This is a genomic window from Zoogloea sp. (genome assembly GCF_041911615.1).
Taxonomy (GTDB): Bacteria; Pseudomonadota; Gammaproteobacteria; order Burkholderiales; family Rhodocyclaceae; genus Zoogloea.
On sequence record NZ_JAYROR010000133.1, the window covers coordinates 16,333 to 36,348 of the forward strand.

Annotated in this window: 18 protein-coding genes and 1 pseudogene; 9 read left to right on the plus strand and 10 right to left on the minus strand. The window is 68.4% G+C overall.

What is annotated here, in order from left to right:
• Positions 1–166 precede the first annotated feature (166 nt).
• Entirely contained in the window at positions 167–1,030 is an 864-nt protein-coding gene (locus ACE3P2_RS17605; RefSeq protein WP_374266863.1) for a neutral zinc metallopeptidase, read from the plus strand.
• Between the two features lie 40 nt (positions 1,031–1,070).
• Here ACE3P2_RS17605 and ACE3P2_RS17610 read toward each other — a convergent pair whose 3' ends face one another.
• A complete protein-coding gene (locus ACE3P2_RS17610; RefSeq protein ID WP_374266865.1) occupies positions 1,071–2,999 on the minus strand; it encodes a transporter substrate-binding domain-containing protein in 1,929 nt (642 codons plus the stop codon).
• Positions 3,000–3,126: 127 nt separating this feature from the next.
• Positions 3,127–3,600 carry a VOC family protein gene (locus ACE3P2_RS17615; protein WP_374246012.1) on the minus strand — a complete coding sequence of 158 codons (474 nt, stop codon included), beginning with the start codon at positions 3,598–3,600 and terminating at the stop codon, positions 3,127–3,129.
• 187 nt (positions 3,601–3,787) lie between these two features.
• On the opposite strand from ACE3P2_RS17615, the pseudogene ACE3P2_RS17620 reads away from it, so the two are divergent.
• Positions 3,788–4,352: pseudogene (locus tag ACE3P2_RS17620) on the plus strand (chromate transporter); the annotation flags it as partial.
• 83 nt (positions 4,353–4,435) lie between these two features.
• Here ACE3P2_RS17620 and ACE3P2_RS17625 read toward each other — a convergent pair.
• The 3 genes from ACE3P2_RS17625 to ACE3P2_RS17635 are packed head-to-tail and all read right to left on the minus strand — an operon-like array spanning position 4,436 to position 8,268.
• Positions 4,436–5,158: a response regulator transcription factor gene (locus ACE3P2_RS17625; protein ID WP_374266867.1), complete on the minus strand. Its 723-nt coding sequence runs from the start codon at positions 5,156–5,158 to the stop codon at positions 4,436–4,438.
• Positions 5,155–7,221 carry a PAS-domain containing protein gene (locus ACE3P2_RS17630; protein ID WP_374266869.1) on the minus strand — a complete coding sequence of 689 codons (2,067 nt, stop codon included), beginning with the start codon at positions 7,219–7,221 and terminating at the stop codon, positions 5,155–5,157. Before ACE3P2_RS17630 ends, ACE3P2_RS17625 begins: the two co-directional genes overlap by 4 nt.
• Positions 7,222–7,245: 24 nt before the next feature.
• Complete coding sequence (locus tag ACE3P2_RS17635; RefSeq protein WP_374266871.1) at positions 7,246–8,268, minus strand: AraC family transcriptional regulator; 1,023 nt, start codon at positions 8,266–8,268, stop codon at positions 7,246–7,248.
• 190 nt (positions 8,269–8,458) lie between these two features.
• Between ACE3P2_RS17635 and icmF the strand changes: the two genes are divergently transcribed.
• The 3 genes from icmF (at position 8,459) to ACE3P2_RS17650 (ending at position 12,993) form a co-directional block, all read left to right on the plus strand.
• A complete protein-coding gene (gene icmF / locus ACE3P2_RS17640; RefSeq protein ID WP_374266873.1) occupies positions 8,459–11,725 on the plus strand; it encodes a fused isobutyryl-CoA mutase/GTPase IcmF in 3,267 nt (1,088 codons plus the stop codon).
• A gap of 204 nt (positions 11,726–11,929) precedes the next feature.
• Entirely contained in the window at positions 11,930–12,139 is a 210-nt protein-coding gene (locus tag ACE3P2_RS17645; RefSeq protein WP_374266875.1) for a dodecin, read from the plus strand.
• Between the two features lie 38 nt (positions 12,140–12,177).
• The gene (locus ACE3P2_RS17650; RefSeq protein ID WP_374266877.1) at positions 12,178–12,993 is read left to right on the plus strand and encodes a hypothetical protein; all 816 of its coding nucleotides are present in this window, start codon (positions 12,178–12,180) and stop codon (positions 12,991–12,993) included.
• Positions 12,994–13,005: 12 nt separating this feature from the next.
• Here the strand turns inward: ACE3P2_RS17650 and ACE3P2_RS17655 are convergent, their stop codons facing one another.
• The 4 genes from ACE3P2_RS17655 to ACE3P2_RS17670 form a co-directional block, all read right to left on the minus strand.
• Positions 13,006–13,722: a site-2 protease family protein gene (locus tag ACE3P2_RS17655; protein ID WP_374266879.1), complete on the minus strand. Its 717-nt coding sequence runs from the start codon at positions 13,720–13,722 to the stop codon at positions 13,006–13,008.
• Positions 13,723–13,786: 64 nt separating this feature from the next.
• Complete coding sequence (locus tag ACE3P2_RS17660) at positions 13,787–14,380, minus strand: glutathione S-transferase (protein WP_374266881.1); 594 nt, start codon at positions 14,378–14,380, stop codon at positions 13,787–13,789.
• Complete coding sequence (locus tag ACE3P2_RS17665) at positions 14,377–14,826, minus strand: VOC family protein (protein WP_374266883.1); 450 nt, start codon at positions 14,824–14,826, stop codon at positions 14,377–14,379. Before ACE3P2_RS17665 ends, ACE3P2_RS17660 begins: the two co-directional genes overlap by 4 nt.
• Positions 14,827–14,848: 22 nt before the next feature.
• Positions 14,849–15,136, minus strand: a complete 288-nt coding sequence (locus tag ACE3P2_RS17670) for a DUF1330 domain-containing protein (protein WP_374266885.1) — start codon at positions 15,134–15,136, stop codon at positions 14,849–14,851.
• A gap of 117 nt (positions 15,137–15,253) precedes the next feature.
• Here ACE3P2_RS17670 and ACE3P2_RS17675 point away from each other — a divergent pair, with 117 nt between their 5' ends.
• On the plus strand, positions 15,254–16,150 hold the full coding sequence (locus ACE3P2_RS17675; protein WP_374266887.1) for a LysR family transcriptional regulator: 897 nt from the start codon (positions 15,254–15,256) through the stop codon (positions 16,148–16,150).
• 19 nt (positions 16,151–16,169) lie between these two features.
• Here the strand turns inward: ACE3P2_RS17675 and ACE3P2_RS17680 are convergent, their stop codons facing one another.
• Entirely contained in the window at positions 16,170–17,063 is an 894-nt protein-coding gene (locus tag ACE3P2_RS17680; RefSeq protein ID WP_374266889.1) for a DUF2167 domain-containing protein, read from the minus strand.
• Positions 17,064–17,329: 266 nt separating this feature from the next.
• Here ACE3P2_RS17680 and ACE3P2_RS17685 point away from each other — a divergent pair, with 266 nt between their 5' ends.
• The 3 genes from ACE3P2_RS17685 to blaOXA all read left to right on the plus strand — a co-directional run bounded on the left by ACE3P2_RS17685 (position 17,330) and on the right by blaOXA (position 19,730).
• The gene (locus ACE3P2_RS17685) at positions 17,330–18,289 is read left to right on the plus strand and encodes a hypothetical protein (RefSeq protein ID WP_374266891.1); all 960 of its coding nucleotides are present in this window, start codon (positions 17,330–17,332) and stop codon (positions 18,287–18,289) included.
• A 218-nt stretch (positions 18,290–18,507) separates the two neighbouring features.
• The gene (locus ACE3P2_RS17690; RefSeq protein WP_374266893.1) at positions 18,508–18,837 is read left to right on the plus strand and encodes a hypothetical protein; all 330 of its coding nucleotides are present in this window, start codon (positions 18,508–18,510) and stop codon (positions 18,835–18,837) included.
• A gap of 113 nt (positions 18,838–18,950) precedes the next feature.
• Positions 18,951–19,730, plus strand: a complete 780-nt coding sequence (blaOXA, locus tag ACE3P2_RS17695; protein WP_153160519.1) for a class D beta-lactamase — start codon at positions 18,951–18,953, stop codon at positions 19,728–19,730.
• The last annotated feature ends 286 nt before the right edge of the window (positions 19,731–20,016 follow it).

Here is a 20,016-nt window from a genome sequence, read left to right on the forward strand (position 1 = left end):
CACAAGGAAAATGTTGCGGCGCAAAAACGATGCGCCGGGCGCGCGCCACGGCGGGTGCGGACGCAGAGTGTGACTTTGTGTGAGCTTTGCGCGCGGCCGGTGGCTTGTCTCGCGCGTCGCCCTGCGCGACGATTATCGTTGACCCATCATCAGAAGAGGACATTCCATGCGTTTCGACAACAGCCGGGAAAGCGACAACATCGAGGACCGGCGCGGCGGTGGCGGGGGCGGCGGGCTGCCCGTCGGGGGGCGTGGCATCGGCATCGGCACGATCGTGCTGGCGCTGGTGGCGATGTATTTCGGTGTCGATCCGAGCGTGGTGCTGAACCAGGCGGTGGAGGCGCCGGCCCCGCAGGCCCAGTCGCGTCCGGCGGGGCCGCCGGCGAACGACGCGGAAACCGTCTTCGTGCGTCACGTGCTGGCCGAGACCGAGGACACCTGGAAGCAGATCTTCAGCCAGAACGGCAAGCAGTACGTGGAGCCGACGCTGGTGCTTTTCTCCGGGGCGACGCGCACCGCCTGCGGTGTGGGACAGGCGGCGATGGGGCCGTTCTACTGCCCGGGCGACCAGAAGGTGTACATCGACCTGGCCTTTTACCAGGAGCTCAAGAGCCGCTTCAAGGCTCCCGGCGACTTCGCCCAGGCCTACGTGATCGCCCACGAGGTGGGACACCACGTGCAGAACCTGCTGGGCATTTCCGAAAAGGTGCAGGCGGCGCGCCAGCGCGCCAGCGAGCGGGAGGCGAACGCGCTGTCGGTGCGCCTCGAGCTGCAGGCCGACTGCCTGGCCGGGGTGTGGGCGAAGAATGCCGACGCCGCGCGGGGCATTCTCGAGGCGGGCGATGTGGACGAGGCGCTGCGCGCCGCGACGGCCATCGGCGACGACAACCTGCAGAAGCAGGCGCAGGGATATGCGGTGCCGGACAGCTTCACCCACGGTTCGTCGGAGCAGCGGGTGCGCTGGTTCCGCCGCGGCATGGAGAGCGGGCAGTTGAACGCCTGCAACACCTTCCAGGCACGCGCGCTGTAGCGTCGCCGGAGCGCGCGGGGCGCGAGGCCGCCGTCGGGTGTCAGCCCGCCGGCGGCTTTTTGTTGGCGAGCCCGTTCAGGCGCTGCAGGACGTCCTGCTGTTCGGCGCGGATGCGTTCGACCAGCGCCACGGCCTGGCCGGTATGGTCGGCGGCGAGGGCGTGCTGCAGGGCGACGGCGTGTTCGCCGATGCGGCCGACGCCGGGGGCGATGTCCCGGACCGCGTCGAGGCGGGCTTCGGCGGTACGGCGGGCGCGGCGCTCCTGGCGCAGGCGGCGGTGGGAATAGAGGCCGCCGAGCAGCACCAGGGCGGCCGCGGCGGTGGGCCCCCAGGCCAGTCGGGGGCTTTCGTCCTGGTGTTGGGCGGGGCTGTAGACGGTGTCGAGCCAGCGGTTCTTGGCGGCGGCGATGTCGCCCGGGGTGAGCGATTCGAGGGCCCGGCGCAGGATCGCGGCCAGTTCGGGGATGTCCTTGCGCACGCCCAGGTAGAGTTCGCTGTCGCCGTCGGGGATGTGGCCGGCGATGTAGAGGGTGCCGAGGAAGCGGGCCTGGATCAGGCGGTTGACCGCGTGCAGGTTGCCGATCGCCACGTCGGCGGCGCCCGCGGCGACCAGGCTGAGGGCGTCTTCCTGGGTGGGCACCTCGACCAGCCGGATGGTCGGGTAGGCGCTGCGGATGCGGTTGACCAGGAAGTGATCCTTGAGCAGTGCCAGCTTGCGCCCGGCGAAGCTGGAGAGATCCCACACCTGCTGGAAGTTGCTGCGGGTGATGATGACGGTCGGGGTGCTCAGGTAGGGGCCGACGAACTCGAGCCGTTCGCGGCGCTCGGCGATGTTGGCGCTGGCCACCAGTACGTCGAGGTCGCCACGGTAGGCCTTGGTGAGCACCGTCGACCACGGGCCGGCGCTTTCTTCGACGGTCATGCCGATCTTGTCGCGCAGCAGGCGGAACAGTTCGATCGAGAAGCCTTCGGCCTGGTGGCGACTGTTGGTGTAACTGAGGGGGTAGAAGGCCTGGTCGTAGCCCATCCGCACCGGGCCGTGGGCGCGCAGCCAGGCGAGTTCGGCGTTGGTGAGCCGAAACGGGTCGCCGGAAAGGGTGGCGGCGCCGGGCAGGTAGCGGCGCAGCAGCGCGTTGCTCTCGTCGTCGCTGACGAACTTGAGCGCCTTGCGCAGGATGCTGTGCAGCAAGGGCTGGGCGTGGCTGGTGGCCATCGCCATGGCGGACAGGTCGGCGTCGAAGCGCTGGCGGATCTGAAGGTTGGCGAGGGCGAACTGTTCGATGCAGTAGTGGGCGGCGGCGAGCATGCCGACGTAGGCGTCGGCTTCGCCGCTGGAGACGGCGCGCAGGGCGGCTTCGGTGCTGTTGAACTCGATGAGGGTGGCGGCGGGCTTGCTGCGCTTGAGGACGTCCCGCGAGGCGTGGCCGCGTTCGAGGGCGACCCGGACGCCCTCGAAGTTGCCGGGCAGGGCGACGCTGCTGGCGCCGCTGCGGGTCACCACCACGGCCGGGGAGTGCAGGTAGCCGCCAGTGAATAGAAACTTGCGGCGGCGCGGCTCGGTGGGCGTGAGGGTCGGGATGAGATCGATGTCGCCGTGGTCGAGGGCGGCGAGGGCGGATGTGAAGTCGTCGAAGCGTCGGGCGGTGAAGCGCAGGCCGGTGCGCCGGCTGAGCAGTTCGAGGTAGTCGGCGCTGGGGCCGGTGTAGCGCCCGTCGCGCCAGGCGTAGAAGGGCTGGAAGTCGGGGCCGTTGCCGAAGCGGATTTCGGGGTGGTGGTCGAGCCAGAGCAGTTCGTCGCGGCTGAGGCTGGCACGAAAGCGGGTGACGGGGTCGCCTTCGAGGCCTTCGAGGGGCAGGTCGAGGCCCGGGGCGGCGCGCGTCGTGCTGGCGGCGAGGCAGAGGATCAGCGCGAGGCCGAGCAGGAGCAGCGGAACGAGGCGGGAGGCGGTCGGCGAGCCGGGCGTGGTCATGGTCTGGAATGCTCGCGGAGAGTGGGCCGCGGCTGCGGCGGGAAAGCGAAATACGCGCATGGTATTCGCTTTCCCGCGCCCTGGCAGCGCCGGGAAAGCTGTCTGCCCCTTTGGCGGGGACGGTGGGTCAGCCGGCCAGCTTGGCGAAGGCGTCCACCACTTCGGGCGGGGCCTGGACCAGCTCGATCAGCACGCCTTCGCCGCCGATCGGGAACTCGTCGTTGCCCTTCGGGTGCAGGAAGGTGATGTCGAAGCCGGCCGCGCCCTTGCGAATGCCGCCCGGCGCGAAGCGCACGCCGTTGGCGCCGAGCCACTCGACGGCCTTCGGCAGGTCGTCGACCCACAGACCGACGTGGTTGAGCGGGGTGGTGTGGACGGCCGGCTTCTTCTCGGGGTCGAGGGGCTGCATCAGGTCGACCTCGACCTTGAACGGGCCCTTGCCCATGGCGGTGATGTCTTCGTCGACGTTCTCGCGCTCGGACTTGAAGTTGCCGGTGACCTCGAGGCCGAACATGTCGACCCACAGGGTGCGCAGGCGATCCTTGGAGGGGCCGCCGATGGCGATCTGCTGGACGCCGAGGATCTTGAAAGGTCTGGTCATGCTGTTTTCTCCCTTGTAAGAACGGCCGATTTTACGGGCCGGGGCGGGGGGAGGAAAGGGCGGCGGGCGCGAATCGCCCGCCCCGACGGGACGAGGGGCTTGTAGAGTGCGCGCTGTACCGGCGGGCGCCGTGCCGCCGCGCCGGGAAGGCGGCCGGCCGGCCGCGCCAACCAGGCGCCCCGATACCGTGAGCGACAGGCCTGATCCGGCCGCGCGGCCCACCGCGATCGGCTTTCGCGATGCCTCCCTGTTCTGGCTGAGGCTGGGTTTCATCAGCTTCGGCCGGCCCGCCGGGCAGATCGCGATCATGCACCAGGAACTGGTGGAGCGCCGGCGCTGGATCTCGGCGCGGCGATTCCTGCACGCGCTGAACTACTGCATGGTGCTGCCGGGGCCGGCGGCGCAGCAGCTGGCGACCTACATCGTCTGGCTGATGCATCGGAATCTCGGCGGGATCGTGGCGGGGGCGCTGTTCGTGCTGCCGTCGCTGTTCATCCTGGTGGGCCTGTCGTGGGTGTATGTCGCCTTCGGCAGCCTGCCGGTGGTGGCCGGGGTGTTTGCCGGGATCAAGCCGGCGGTGACCGCCATCGTGCTCCACGCGGCGCACCGGATCGGCGGCCGGACTTTGAAGAACGGCCCGCTGTGGGCAATCGCGGCGGCGTCGTTCGTGACGATCTTCGTGTTCGCGGTGTCGTTTCCGGCCATCGTCGCGGTGGCGGCGCTGATCGGGCTGGTGGGTGGGCGGCGCCTGCGCGGTGCTGCCCTACGTGTATCAGGGGGCGGAGGACGGCTACGGCTGGCTGAAGCCGATGTAGATGGTCGACTGGCTGACGCGTCAGCCGAGCCGTTCCACGCTGGCGCTCAGCAGGTAGCCGGCGCCGTACACCGTCTTGATGATCTTCGGGTCCTGCGGGTCGTCCTCGAGCTTGCGGCGCAGGCGCGAGATGCGCACGTCGATGCTGCGGTCGAAGGGGTCGAGTTCGCGCTCGCCGATGAGCTGTTCGCGGGTGAGGATCTTGTTGGGGCGCTTGAGCAGCGTCTGCAGCAGTGCGGCCTCGGCGGCCGACAGCGACACCTCGCGGCCGTCGTCGTGGGTGAGGGTGAGGCGCCCGGTGTCGAAGTGCCAGCCGGCGAAGCGCAGGCTGCCGCCGATGCCGGGTTCGGCCGGGGCGGCCTTCTGGTAGCGGCGCAGGATGGAGCGCACGCGGGCGACCAGCTCGCGCGGCTCGAAGGGCTTGACGAGGTAGTCGTCGGCGCCCAGCTCGAGGCCCAGCACGCGGTCGGTGAGGCCGTCGCGGCCGGTGAGGATGAGGGCCGCGCAGGGGTGGGATTCCTGTAGCTCGCGCAGCACCTGCAGCCCGTCCATGTCGGGCAGGCCGAGGTCGAGGATGGCCAGCTCGGGCTGTACGCGGCGGGCGCGCGCCAGCAGGGCGCGGCCGGTGCCGAAGGTTTCGCTGCGGAAGCCGTAGTCGGCCAGGGTGCCGGCGATGAGGCGGGCGATGTCGGCTTCGTCTTCGACGACGAAGATGAGGGGGCTGTCTTTGTCGGCGGCGGTCATGCCGGAGTCTCCGGGTAGTCGAGCGTGGCGAGGGCGGCGGCGAGCGCCGCCCGTTCGAAGGGTTTGCGCAGGGTCGGGATGTCCGGGGCGACGGGCGCGGCGTCGCCGGTGGCGTAGCCGGTGATGAGCAGGATCGGCAGCGTCGGGCGAAGCGCGCGGGCGGCGGCGGCGAGCTCACGACCGCCGAGGCCGGGCATCACGGTGTCGGACACCAGCACGGCGATGTCCTCGACGGCTTCGAGCATCGAGCGGGCTTCGAAGCCGTTGGCGGCCTCGAGCACCGGGTAGCCCAGCTCGCCCAGTTGCTGGCGGATCACCTTGCGCACTTCGGGTTCGTCCTCGACCAGCAGCACCAGGCGGCGGGCGTTGGCGGCGGTGTCGGCGGGGGGGCGGGCGCTGGCGGCGGGCGGCGGCGGGGCGTCGGTGAGCGGCACGATGAAGCGCACGTTGGTGCCCTTGCCGGGGGTGCTGAGGATGCGGATGTTGCCACCGGACTGGCGGATGAAGCCATACACCATCGCCAGCCCGAGTCCGCTGCCGGCCCCGAACGACTTGGTGGTGAAGAAGGGTTCGAAGAGCCGCGGCAGCAGCTCCGGCGCGATGCCGACGCCGGTGTCGGAGACGTCGAACTGCACGTAGTCGCCGGGCGGCACCTCGACCAGCAGGGCGAGGCTCGACGAGACGTGGCGACGGGCCACGGCGATGGCCAGCTCGCCGCCTTCGGGCATGGCGTCGCGGGCGTTGATGGCGAGGTTGAGCAGGGCGTTCTCGAGCTGGTGGGGGTCGACCAGGGCGTGGATCTTCTCGGTGGGCAGGTCGAGACGGATGTGGATGCGCTCGGTGAGCGAGCGCGACAGCAGCTGGCTCATGCCGTGCACCAGCGCGCCGACCTCCACCGGGCTCGGCGCGAGGGGTTGCTGGCGCGAGAAGGTGAGCAGGCGACGGATCAGTTCGGTGCCGCGGCGGGCGGCCGAGAGAGCCGGTTCGAGGTGCTCCTCGAAGCCCTGGTGGGCGGGCAGCTTGCCCTGCAGCGTGGCGAGGTTGCCGGTGATGATGGTGAGCAGGTTGTTGAAATCATGAGCGATGCCGCCGGTGAGCTGGCCGACGGCTTCCATCTTCTGGGCCTGGATCAGCGCGGCCTGGCTGGCCTTCTGCTCGGTGATGTCGATGGAGAGCACGAAGAAGCCGCGCACGCCGCCGGCCTCGGAGGCCTCGGGCACCACTGCGCTGCGGGCGTACACCTGGCGGCCGGTGGGGGTGAGGCGCGAATATTCGTAGCTGACCTGTTCGCCCGAGAACACGTGTTCGAGGTGGGGACGGATCTGGGCGTAGGCGTCGGGGCCGAACACCTCGGCGATGGTGCGCCCGGCGATGCGCGCCTTGTCGAGCCCGAACCACTCGGCGTAGCCGCGGTTGGCGAACTGGTAGCGCTCGCCGGCATCCACGTAGGCGATCATCGCCGGAATGGCGTCGAGGATCAGGCGCAGGCGCTCCTCGCTGCGGGCGAGCTGGACGGCGAGCTTGTCGAGCCGGCCGGTGGCCGCTTCGAGTTCGCCGGTGCGGGCGCGCACGCGGGTTTCGAGCTCGGCGTTCTGGCTTTCGATGAGGCGCTCGTAGCGGCGTTGTTCGGTGATGTCGGTCCACAGGCTGACGAAACCCAGGTTGGGAATCGGCACGCCGCGGATCGACAGCACCTGGCCGTTGGGGCGGGTGCGTTCGGCCTGGTGGGGCTGGAAGGCGCGCACCGCGGCCATGCGCTCGGCCACCAGACGCTCGATCTCGGCTTCGCTCGGTGGCGTGCCGGTGCTGCCGGCGTATTCGCCGCGGCGCAGGTTGAAGCGCACGAACGCCTCGAAGGGCGTGCCGACCCGCACCAGCGATTCGGGAAAGTCGAGCAGGCGCAGCATGGCCTTGTTCCAGCTCACCAGCTTGGGCGTGGCGTCGAACACCGCGATGGCCTGGTCGAGCAGGTCGAAGCCGGCCAGCAGCAGGTCGTAGCGGCGTAGTTCTTCGGGAGAGCCGGGGCGTCCGGCGGGCGACGGGGGCAGGATTCGGGCACTCATTTCGGGCGGGGCGACGGGCCGATTCTAGGGTTTGCCGGCGCCGCCTTCCGCGGCGTGGTTGGCAAGCTGCTTGCGATAGCGCTCCGGCGACAGGCCGGTCCAGGCGGTGAAGGCGCGGTAGAAGGCCGAGGTGTCGGCATAGCCCAGGTCGGCCGCCACTTGGGCGATGGGCTGGCGGGTCTTGGTGAGGCGGGCCAGGGCGATGTCGCGGCGCAGCGCCTCCTTGATGCCGCGAAAACTCGCGCCTTCCTCCTCGAGCCGGCGGTGCAGGGTGCGCGGCGACACGTGCAGGCGGTTCGCCACCTCGTCCTGGGACAGGCTCGCCGGCAGGGCGTCGCGAATCAGGTCGCGCACCCGCAGCACGGTGGCCCGGTCGCGCCGGTAGAGCATGCTGATGCGGCCCGGCGCGCCTTCGAGGAAGCTCGCCAGCGCGGCTTCGTCGCGGCGGATCGGCAGGTCGAGCAAGGTGGCGTTGAAGCGCGCGGTGAGGCGGTGGCCGCCGACGAAGGCGGAATGTTCGGTGTAGACCAGCGCGTAGTCGTCGGCGTGGGCCGGGCGGGCGAAGGGGAAATCCACCGCGTCGAGGGCCAGCCCGCGCCCCACCAGCCAGCACGACAGGCTGTGCAGGAGGCGCAGCAGCCATTCGAAGGCGAACACCCGGCCGGGGTCGTCGGGGCTGGCCGCCAGTGGCGTGGTCTCGTCGATGCGCAGCTCGGCGCGGGTGTCGCCGCGCTCGATGCTCACCGCCAGGTCGGGCAGCACGATGGACAGGAAGCGCCGTGCCCGGTCGAGGCCGTCGGCGAGGGTCGGTGCGCCGAGCATCCCGCGGCACAGGAACTCGAAGCTGCCCGGCCGCATCTTGGCGCCGAACAGGCCGAAGGCCTCGTCGTCGAGGGCGGCGATGACGCGGTTGTAGAGCGTGGCGTAGCGATCCACCGGGACGCGGCTGGCCGCGTCTGCAAGCTTGATGTCGAGCCCGGCGAGTTGCGCGACGGGGTCGATGTTGCGGCGCATCATTCCGGACAGCATCCCGGTGACGAAACCCATTGAAACGCTTGTATGTTTGCGCGACGCGGCGGCGGCCAAGGGCGGTTCTCCGGGGTAGAGGCAAAAGGCGCCGCGGCGGCGCCCGACGTTTGGCGGATTTTGCACGAATCCCGTCGACATCGACAATGGCAAAGGCCCGGGTCGCCTTCTACCATTCAAGGATCGACAAACACGAAATGGGGGAGACAGCATGACCGATCTGAGCGTTGCCAAGAAGCTCGTTGCCTACAAGCCGAAGAACAAGGTGCGTTTCGTCACCGCCGCGGCGCTGTTCGACGGCCACGACGCATCCATCAACATCATGCGGCGGATTCTCCAGTCCACCGGCTCCGAGGTGATCCACCTGGGCCACAACCGCTCGGTGGGCGAGATCGTCAATGCCGCGCTGCAGGAAGACGTGCAGGGCATCGCCATCACCTCGTACCAGGGCGGTCACGTCGAGTTCTTCAAGTACATGATCGACCTGCTGCGCGAGAACGGCGGCGAGAACATCAAGGTCTTCGGCGGCGGTGGCGGCGTGATCGTCCCGGCCGAGATCAAGGAACTCCACGACTACGGCGTCACCCGCATCTACTCGCCCGAAGACGGCGCGGTGCTGGGCCTGCAGGGCATGATCAACGACCTCGTCGAGCGCTGCGACCAGGATCTGTCCCACTCCGGCCCGCAAGGCGCCGACGCCGTGGTGGCCGCGCTCAAGTCGGGCGACCGCCGCGTGCTCGCCCAGATCATCACCGGCCTTGAAAACGGCGCCTATCCGGACGCCGTGAAGAACGCCGTCATCGAGGCCGCCAAGAGCCTCAAGACCCCGGCGCTGGGCATTACCGGCACCGGCGGCGCCGGCAAGTCCAGCCTCACCGACGAGCTGGTGCGCCGTTTCCGCCTCGACCAGAACGACCAGCTCAAGCTGGCCATCATCTCCATCGACCCGTCGCGCAAGCGCACCGGTGGGGCGCTGCTGGGCGACCGCATCCGCATGAATGCGATCGAGCATCCGAACATCTTCATGCGTTCGCTGGCCACCCGCGACACCGGCAAGGAAGTTTCCGTCTCCCTCCCCGAAGTCATCGCCGCCACCAAGCTGGCCGGTTTCGATCTCGTGATCGTCGAAACCTCCGGCATTGGCCAGGGCGATGCCGCCATCGTCCCCTTCGTCGATGTGTCGCTGTACGTGATGACCCCCGAATTCGGCGCTGCCAGCCAGCTCGAGAAGATCGACATGCTCGACTTCGCCGATTTCGTGGCCATCAACAAGTTCGACCGCAAGGGCGCGGAAGACGCTCTGCGCGACGTACGCAAGCAGTACCAGCGCAACCGCGAGCTGTTCAACCAGAACACCGACGAGATGCCGGTGTTCGGCACCATGGCTGCCCGCTTCAACGACGACGGGGTGACCGCGCTGTATCAGGCGCTGGCCCCGGCGCTGGTCGCCAAGGGCCTCAAGCTGCACGGCGCCAAGCTGCCGATCGTCACCGTCAAGGCCTCCAGCCGCGGCCGTGCCATCGTCCCGGCCGAGCGTGCCCGCTACCTGGCCGAGATCGCCGACACCGTGCGTGGCTATCACAAGCACACGTCCGAGCAGGCCCGCGTCGCCCGCGAACGTCAGGCCCTGCGCATTTCCAAGCAGCTCTTCGAAGGCTGCAAGAAGGGTGCCGGCGACTTCGACGAGCTGATCGAATGGAAGGACGGCGAGCTCACCGGCACCTCCAAGAAGCTCCTCGACATGTGGCCGAAGACCGTCGAGCTGTACGCGGCCGACGAGTACGTGGTGAAGATCCGCGACAAGGAAATCCGCACCCAGCTCACCTCCGAATCCCTCTCCGGCAGCAAGATCCGCAAGGTCGCCCTGCCGCGCTTCGAGGACGACGGCGAGACCCTGCGCTTCCTGATGAAGGAAAACGTCCCCGGCTCCTTCCCCTACACCGCCGGCGTGTTCGCCTTCAAGCGCGAGGGTGAAGACCCGACCCGGATGTTCGCCGGCGAAGGCGACGCCTTCCGCACCAACCGCCGCTTCAAGAAGGTTTCCGAAGGCATGCCCGCGCATCGCCTCTCCACCGCCTTCGACTCGGTCACGCTGTACGGCTGCGACCCGGATCCGCGTCCGGACATCTACGGCAAGATCGGCAACTCCGGTGTCTCCATCGCCACGCTGGACGACATGAAGGTGCTGTACGACGGCTTCGACCTGGTCAACCCGACCACCTCCGTGTCGATGACCATCAACGGCCCGGCGCCGATCATCCTGGCGATGTTCTTCAACACCGCGCTGGAACAGCAGCTCGCCAAGTTCAAGGCCCAGAACGGCCGTGACGCCACCGACGACGAATACCAGAAGATCCGCGAATGGGTGCTCGCCACCGTCCGTGGCACCGTGCAGGCCGACATCCTGAAGGAAGACCAGGGCCAGAACACCTGCATCTTCTCGACCGAGTTCGCCCTCAAGATGATGGGCGACATCCAGGAGTTCTTCGTCCATAACAAGGTGCAGAACTTCTACTCGGTGTCGATCTCCGGCTACCACATCGCCGAAGCCGGCGCGAACCCGATCAGCCAGCTGGCCTTCACGCTGTCCAACGGCTTCACGTATGTCGAGAGCTACCTCGCCCGCGGCATGCACATCGACGACTTCGCGCCCAACCTGTCGTTCTTCTTCAGCAACGGCATGGACCCGGAATACTCGGTGATCGGCCGTGTCGCCCGCCGCATCTGGGCCGTGGCGATGAAGAACAAGTACGGCGCCAACGAGCGCAGCCAGAAGCTGAAGTACCACATTCAGACCTCCGGCCGCTCGCTGCACGCCCAGGAGATGGATTTCAACGACATCCGCACCACGCTGCAGGCGCTGATCGCCATCTACGACAACTGCAACTCGCTGCACACCAACGCCTACGACGAAGCGATCACCACGCCGACCGAGGAATCCGTGCGCCGCGCGATGGCGATCCAGCTGATCATCAACCGCGAATGGGGCCTCGCCAAGAACGAAAACCCCAACCAGGGCGCCTTCATCATCGACGAGCTCACCGACCTCGTCGAAGAAGCGGTGCTCAAGGAATTCGAGGCGATCAGCTCCCGCGGCGGCGTGCTGGGCGCGATGGAAACCGGCTTCCAGCGCGGCAAGATCCAGGAAGAGTCGCTCTACTACGAGCACAAGAAGCACGACGGCTCCTACCCGATCATCGGCGTCAACACCTTCCTCAACCCGAAGGGCATGGCCCAGCAGGAAATCGAGCTGGCCCGTTCCTCCGAGGACGAAAAGCAGAGCCAGCTGCAGCGCCTCGCCGACTTCCAGGCCCGCAACGCCGAGGAAGCGCCCAAGTGGCTCGCCAAGCTCAAGCAGACCGTCATCGAGAACGGCAACGTGTTTGCCGTGCTGGTCGAGGCGGTGCGCTACTGCTCGCTGGGCCAGATCACCACCGCGCTGTACGACGTGGGTGGCCAGTACCGCCGCAGCATGTAATGGCAGTGAAGCCATCCTCCCCGCTCGGGGAGGACGCACGAAGAACGGCGCCCGGGTGGCGCCGTTTTTCTTTTGCCGCTGCCGCCAGTCCTGAACCTCGTTCAATGCCCGCGGACTAAACTGAGCCGGGGGATTCACTTATCGAGGCCGCTGGCCCGGGCATTCCGCTCTGGCCCGACCGCGCCCGCTCAAGGAGGAACGATCATGTCTGCCCACACCTACAAGCTCATCGAAGTCGTCGGCACCTCGCCCACCAGCAGCGACGAGGCGATCCGCAACGCGATCGAGGCCGCATCCCGTACCACGCGCCACCTGGACTGGTTCGAGGTGCTGGAACACCGCGGCCACATCGTCGATGGCAAGGTCGCGCATTTTCAGGTGCGCATGAAGATCGGCTTCCGCGTGGAGGACTGAGCGCGGCGGTTTGCCAACTTGATCGCGAGGTGTTTCCGATGGCCGATTTCGTCCATTACGTCCGCCGCCGCCTGGCCCAGCCGAACTACCTCGATCCGGGCGACCCGTGGTTCGCCGCCAATCCGCCGGATGGGCAGGGTTTTCTGGCGCCGGCCTTCCATGTGACCCGCCAGCGCGGCTATCCGGCCGACCGGGTGCGCCGCGGCGATACGATCTGGCTGTTCAGCCAGCTCGCGACACCCTGGGGCCCGCTGCCGCCGGCGCTCGATGCCTGCATCCATGTCGAGTTCGTCACCGAGCAGGAGGTGCGCGTCAAGGCGGGTTTGCGGTGCGCGTGGCGCTTTGTCGCGGCGCCCGGATCGATGTGGTTTCCGCTGGCGCGCGCCGATAAATGCCTGTCGGTGCTAAAAGTGCGCGACAAGGGGCAGGATGCCTCGCGAAAACTGATGCCCGGCAACACGCGCACGGTTGGTCAGGCCTTGCAGGGTATGCGCCTGATCGACAACCCCGACGTCCTGCATCGGCACGTGGCCGATCTCGAACTGCGGGGTTTCGATTTCATCAGCTACCGCCTCATCGACGGCACCCGGCAGGCTTTTGATACGGTGCGGGCGCTGCTGGATGGCGGGCGACCGGTGTTCTGGGATCGCTGGTCGCTTCCGCGACGCATCGCGGAACGTCGGGAGTTCGTCTGCGACGCCGATCTGGACGCGGTGCTGATGCACCACATCGACACGGCGACGCGCACCCACGTGATCGACTCGCCGCGCTACGGTGAGGCCGGCAGTTATTCGCGGCGTGAATTTGAACGCATCCCGCCCGAAAAGCGCGTGATGGTGCGCCGCGATGGGTGACGGCGGAGCGGGTTACGGGGTAGCGCGTACCGCGGCCAGCATCTCGTGCACGTCGTGGGTCATCACCGCCAGCCAGGCGGTGAGGCCCAGATAGAGCACCGCGTATTCGATGCGCTTGGCCGGCGGGGTGTCGTAGTAGCCCGGGGCCGGCGCGGCCTGGCCGCGAAAGGCGCGCCACAGGTGGGGGCCGGCCAGCAGGGCGACGAGGATCAGCATCGGGCTGGGCCGCCACAGGAAGATCCCCACCAGCACCGGCGCGCCGACGAGCCAGAACTTCGGCGACACCACGCCGGTCATCCGCCCGCCATCCAGCGGCGGTACCGGAATCAGGTTGAACAGGTTGAGGAAGAAGCCGGAATACGCCAGCGCCAGCAGCAGGTCGCTGCCTTCCGAGCGGGCCACGAAGTAGCACAGCAGCGACGCAGCGGTGCCGGCCAGCGGGCCCGCCATCGCCACGTAGGCTTCGGTCTCGGCATTCATGGGCTGCTCCTTCAGCTCGATCCACGCGCCCAGGAAGGGGATGAAGGTGGGGGCTCCCACGTTCAGGCCGCGCTGGCGGGCGGCCAGGTAATGGCCCATCTCGTGGCAGAAGATCAGTGCGACGAAGCCGGCGGCGTAGCGCCAGCCCCAGATCAGGGCGTAGGCGCCGATGGACAGCAGCATGGTGCCGGCAGTGGTGAGCAGCTTGCCGAACTTGGCGCCGCCGAGCAGGAGCAGGAGGAGTTTCATCGCCCCGATTGTAGGGGCGAACGACCGCCACGGGCCACGCCGAAGCCGGCGCGGCCCCGGCGCATCAGGTGCCCGGCATCGCCAGGTAGCCCGGCAGGGCCTTGACGCGGTCGATCCAGCGCAGGATGTGCGGGTAGGGCGCGAGCTCGACGCCGCCTTCGGGCGCCAGCGCGACGTAGGGATAGACGGCGCAGTCGGCGATGGTCGGGCGGCCCAGGGCCAGCCAGTCGTGAGTGGCCAGATGGGCGTCGAGCAGCGGCAGGATGTGGGCGCTGCGGGCGAGGGTGGTCGGCTTGTCGAGGGGGTAGCCAAACTTGTCCACCAGGCGCGCCGAGGCGGGGCCGTTCTGGATTTCGTTGGCGGCGGTGGACAGCCATTGCACGATCTCGGCCTGCAGATGCGGGGCGCTGGGCCACCACGCGGCGCCGCCGTAGGTGCCGGCGAGATGCACCAGGATCGCCTGGGAATCGCGCAGCACCCGCTCGCCATCCACCAGGATCGGCAGTTCGCCCCAGGGGTTGAGCGCGATCAGCGGCGGACGCTTGTGCTCGCCGCCCAGAAAATCCACCGGTACGACGTCCAGTGGGATGTTGGCGAGGGCGGCGAACAGCCGGACCTTGTAGCAGTTGCCCGAGAGTTCGAGGTCGTAGAGTTTCATCGTGGGTCTCCGTTGGGGTGGATCAGCTGGTTGAATTCGAGCACGTTGCCGTCCGGGTCGCGGATGAACAGCGCGATGCGTCGCGGCCCGATGGGGTGAGGGCCCTCGGTGACGACGATGCCCCGGGCGGCCAGCCAGGCGGCTAGCCGTGCCAGATCGTCCACCACGAAGGCCGGGTGGGTCATGCCGGGCAGCTTGATCGGCGCGTCGAGGAGGACGTTGCGGGCCTCGGGCTGGCGGGCGCCGTTGAAGATGAGATTGATGCGCACCCCATGGGGGCTCAGCATCTCGTTGGCCTCGTAGTGGGGGAACACGGCGCTTTCCACGAAGCCGAGGGCGGTGTAGAAATCCCGCGCGCGGTGGTAGTCGCTGACGCGGATGCCCACGTGGTCGAAGGCGAGAATGGCCGCGGGGTTGGGCGCGGCGGCGGTGTCGGAAGCGGACATGGCGTGCGATCCTGGCGGGGCGTCAGGCCTGGTAGGCGAGCAGATCCATCTCGGCGGCCCTTTGGCGCAGGGGGATCAGGGCCTGGTAGGCCGGCGAGTGAAACCAGCCCTCGCAGGCCGACGCCGACGGAAAACGGATCACGACGATGTCCGGGTGGGGCGAATGGCCGGCAAGCGTCGCGATCTGCGTGCCGCGAAAGACCAGCTCGCCGCCCCAGGGCGCGAGGGTGGCCGGCACCTGGCGGCGGTACTCGGCCCACCGGTCCGCGTCCTTCACGGTAAGGTGGCCGACGACATAGGCGCTGTTCATTTCGGGGGGGCTCCGGCGGGGATGAAGGAGGCGCCAGTCTCCGCCGTCGGCCCCGTCCCATCAATGGCGCCCGGCTGACAACACCATTGCGCGCAGCGCACAGATCGAAAGCATCCGATGGACAGATTGAAGGCGATGAGCACGTTCGTGCAGATCGTGGAGCGCGGCAGCCTCAGTGCCGCGGCACAGGCCCTGGGGCAGTCGGCGGCTTCCGTCGTGCGCACCCTGGCGGCGCTCGAGCGGCACCTGGGCGTGCGCCTGCTCAACCGCAACACGCGCCGCCTGGCGCTGACCGACGAAGGGGCCGAATATCTGGCGTGGAGCCGCCGGATGCTGGCCGAGTTCGACGCGCTGGAGCAACGCTTCGATGCGCAGCGGGCGCAGCCCGGCGGGCTGATCCGGCTCACCGCGCCGGTCGAGTTCGGCCGTCGTCACGTGGCGCCGCTGGTGAGTGCCTTCCTGCAGCGCAACTCGGCGATGCGGGTAGAGCTGCTTCTCCTCGACCGCGTCGTCGATCTGCTCGAGGAAGGGCTCGATCTCGCGATCCGCGTCGGCGCGCTGCCGGATTCCAGTCTGGTCGCCACGCCGGTCGGGCGCACCCGCCTGGTGGCCTGCGCCAGCCCGGGGTTCGTGGCGTCGGTTGGGCCGGTGCGGCACCCATCCGAGCTGGAGGCGCGGCCCTGCATCGGCTTCGTGCCCCACGGGCGGCATTGGCACTTCGTCGAGTCGGGGCGGTCGTTGGCGGTGGCGATCGCGCCGCGGCTGGTGACCAATCAGGTGCAGGTGGCCTGCGCGGCGTGCGTCGACGGACTCGGCATCGCCCGGGTGCTCCATTACCAGGTGGCGGAGCCGCTGGCGGCGGGGCAACTGGTGCGGCTATTGCGGGATTTCGAGCCGGCGGACCTGCCGGTGCAGATCGTCTATCCCCACGCCCGCCTGCTATCGCCGCGGGTGCGGCAGTTCATCGACTGGATGGGACCCCGCCTGGAGGCGGCGATTCCCGACCCCGCCTGATCGCCGGCGGGGTGCGCCCTCAGGCCTGGTCTTTCTTGCGCGACAGCAGGCGTCCGGCGCCGGCGCCCACGCCGGCCACGGCGAGCAGCCCGATCTTCCAGAACTTCGCGAAGAACACCCCCAGCGTGGCCAGCAGGCCCAGCTTCTTGGCCGCCATGCCGCCCACCAGTGCCGCCAGCCCGTACTCGGCCATCCGGTCGGTGGCCGCGTTGAAGTCGGTGTAGCGCTTGCCCTCGTTGAAGCTGAGGGCGGCCAGCAGCTCGCGGGCGGCCGGTTTTTCCAGCTCGACGCGGTCCATGCTGGTCACCAGGTTCATCGAGAAGTAGCCCTCGCGGCCCAGCATGTAGGTGTTGTAGTTGACCCCTTCGCCGCCCGCCTGGGCGTTTTTCGGGCGGGCCGACACCGACCACACCAGCCGGTGCGTGGCCGGGTCGTAGCTGGGGACTTCGACCCAGCCCACCACCTTGAACTCGGTCATGCCCTGGCGACGCCGTTCGGCGTTGGACGCTTCGGTGCCTTCCTTGAGGTTCTTGAGCAGCTCGTCGGCATTCCAGTCGCGGGCTTCCTCGTCCTTCACGTAGCCGGCGGAGGTGAACTCCACCGCCACGAAGCCCGCCAGATCGGGGCTCACCACCAGCCCGAAGAGCCCCTTGCCGCCGCGGTTGCCCTGCGCTTCCATCATCGCCTGGGCTTCGTCCTTGGGGATGAAGCCATAGCCCTCGGGCAGCTTGAGCACGCCCTGGTCGCCCAGCGGCACGTCGCGCGGCCCCATCTGGACGGCTGCCTTGGCGGCGACGAGGGCCGCTTCGAGGCGCGTCTGGGCGGCATCCGGCGTGTCGTCGGTCTGGGCGAAGACGAGGCTGGGCAGACAGAGGGCCAGGACGACGAGGGTGCGGCGAAGGAACGGAATCATCTCGAAATGCCGGGCGGGACGGTGAAAATGTGTGCCAGAAGGCCGATGACGCTGGATGATAGCGCGCCCGTTCCGGGCGATTCGTGTGCTAAGTCGCACTCTGCGGAACAGGCCCGGCGCGGCGCCGCGGCCGCCTCTTGCCTACGGAATATTTTCGCGGAATGCCCGCCGGCGCGGGGCTAACCGCGTCCGGCCTTGGCAACGGCGGTGGCCGATCTATCATGAAAAAAGACGGCGTCGACGGGCGCGCGGGGGCGCACATGCGGATGGGCAGACGTTTCTTCTTTCGCGGCGCGGGCGCCGCCGACTGGGTGCGGCGCGGGATGCGGTTGCCCTTCATCCTGGCTTCGGTGGTGTGCTCCCTCGCCTGGGCCGACGGCGGTGAGCCGCCGTCCAAGAAATCGACCGGTCGCAAGCTCGGCCTGACGATCCAGGTGCAGGGTGGCGGCTGGGGGCGGGGCCGCAAGGAGTCGATCGAGACCGTGCTCTACGCGGTGGCCGACACGCTGATGTCACGCCTGCCCCCCGGACACCTGGGCGCGCCCATCGTCGTGACCCACACCGACGGCCCGCCGATGGCCCTGTACGGACGCGGCGGCGCTGGCGAGTACCGCATCCGCCTGCACGCCCGCGACGAGAACTGGCACCTGTACGTCTATGAGTTCGCCCACGAGCTGTGCCACCTGCTTTCCAACTACGACGCCCAGCCGCTGCCCGCCGGAGCGCACCGGGACAACCAGTGGTTCGAGGAAACCCTCTGCGAGACGGCCTCGCTGTTCACCCTGCGTCATCTCGCCCAGCGCTGGGAAGCGGAGCCACCCGGGCCAGAATGGGCGGGCGAGGCCGACCGGCTGCGGCGCTTCTTCGACCTGCTGGTCTCCGAAGGCCATCGCCGCCTGCCGCCCGACGCGCCGCTGGCCGCCTGGCTGCAGGCCCACGAGGACGAGCTGCGCCACAACCCCTATCTGCGCGAGAAGAACGAGGTGCTGGCCAACCTGCTGCTGCCCCTCTTCGAGCGCAACCCGGAAAACTGGCAGGCCCTCGGCTACATGAACCTCGACCCCGACGACGCCCGCAGCAGCCTGCGCAGCTATCTCTCCCGCTGGTACGCCAACACCCCGCTGGCCCACCGCGCGCTGGTGGCCGGCGTGCTGGCCCTGCTGGCGCTGGACGACGTGGTGCCGCTCGAGCGGGGCAGCGGCCCGCTGCGCACCGCCGCCAAGTGATCGCCCCGGCGTAGCGATTCTCCTTTGTTGAGTAAATTCGTCGACTATGATGAAAAGGTGACAGAAGCCGATCCGGACCTGCCTCCTGGGCGGGTCAATCTGGTGGTCATGGCAGGCGGGCATTCAGGTGCCAGCGTGCAGTCGGGAGCGGCTCCCGGGTTCATCCGGGCGCTGTTCCACCACTCTTTTTCGGGGAGGAAAACCCAAAGGAGGACAACATGAAAAAGAGTCTCTTGGCGAAAATCGGTGCCGGTTTCCTGATGGGAAGCGTTCTGGCCGTAGCGCCCGCCGGCGCAGCCGATCTTTACGACAGCCTGCAGGCGTTTTCCTACGACATGAGCCTGCACCGCAGCATGGGGAGCGATCCCTACGACAGCATGGAGCCCACCGCCGCGGGCGGCTCGCAAGGCCCGGTCAGGACCGACATGATGAAGGACTCCGATGCCTATCGCAGCGGCGACACCTATCAGGGCACCTATTACGGCTGGACCCAGTGGTCCGATGTGAACCAGCAGCTTGGCCCGATCGGCGGCCGCGACACCAATTGAGCGCCAGCCCGATCGTCGTTCCACCCCACGCCGCCTGAGGGCGGCGTTTTCATGGGCGATGGCGGCCGTCGCGCCGGTAAGATGACGGACCCGCCACGCCCTGCGTCCCGCCCGTGAAACGCCTCGTCTTCGTCGCCCTTTTCGCCTTCGCCCAGCTTGCGTCTGCCGAGGACGCCCGCATCGCCGCGGTGTTTGCCGGCCAGCAGGTCGAGGGGACGCTGGTGGTGAGCGCCCTGCGCGACGGCCGCACGTTCATTCACGACGACACCCGGGCGGCGCGGCGCTTTGCCTCCGCGTCCACCTTCAAGGTCTTCAATACCCTGATCGCCCTGCAGGAAAAGGCCATCACCGCCGACAGCGTGCTCAAGTGGGACGGCCGGCAGCATGACATCCCCGACTGGAACCGCGACCAGACCCTGGCCAGCGCCTTCCGCGTCTCCTGCGTGTGGTGCTACCAGCAGATGGCCGAGCGGGTCGGCGGCGAAGCCTACCGCCGCTACATCCGCAAGGCCGGCTATGGTGAGCTCACCGAACCTTTCGACACCACCACCTTCTGGCTGGATGGGGCGCTGCAGATCAGCGCGCAGGAGCAGGTGGCGTTTCTCAAGCAGGTGGTCCGCCGGCAACTGCCCTTCGATGCCGAAAACTACGCCACCCTCAAGGCCGTGATGCTCGCCGAGCGCACTCCGGCCTACGCCCTCTACGCCAAGACCGGCTGGGCCGCCCGCGCCACACCGCAGATCGGCTGGTACGTGGGCTACGTGGAAACCCCGGACGACACCTGGGTCTTCGCCACCAACATCGACATCCGCCAGCAGGCCGATCTGGCCCTGCGCCCGGCGCTTACCAGGGCCTCGCTGAAAGCCCTCGGCATCCTCCCCGACACGCCCTGAAGTGCCGGGAAAGGCCGGCAAATCGCGCGCGTCCTGAAGCCGCGGGCGAAAACCGGCGCGTGAATACACGCGAAGAATCGCCCAGCTAAAGCTGGACCCACTGCCTAGATTGAACGTCGTGATCGATGAGCGGGTTGTCGCTCGCCTAGAGTCTGTGGACATTTAATCCCAGCGCTTGCTCAAAGGGCTGTGCACAAAGGCTGATTTCTGTTTACATCCTGTCTTTTGGGGCATGACAGGCATGGCACGGATGTGGTTGCGGGATGATCAATGGGCACGGATCGAA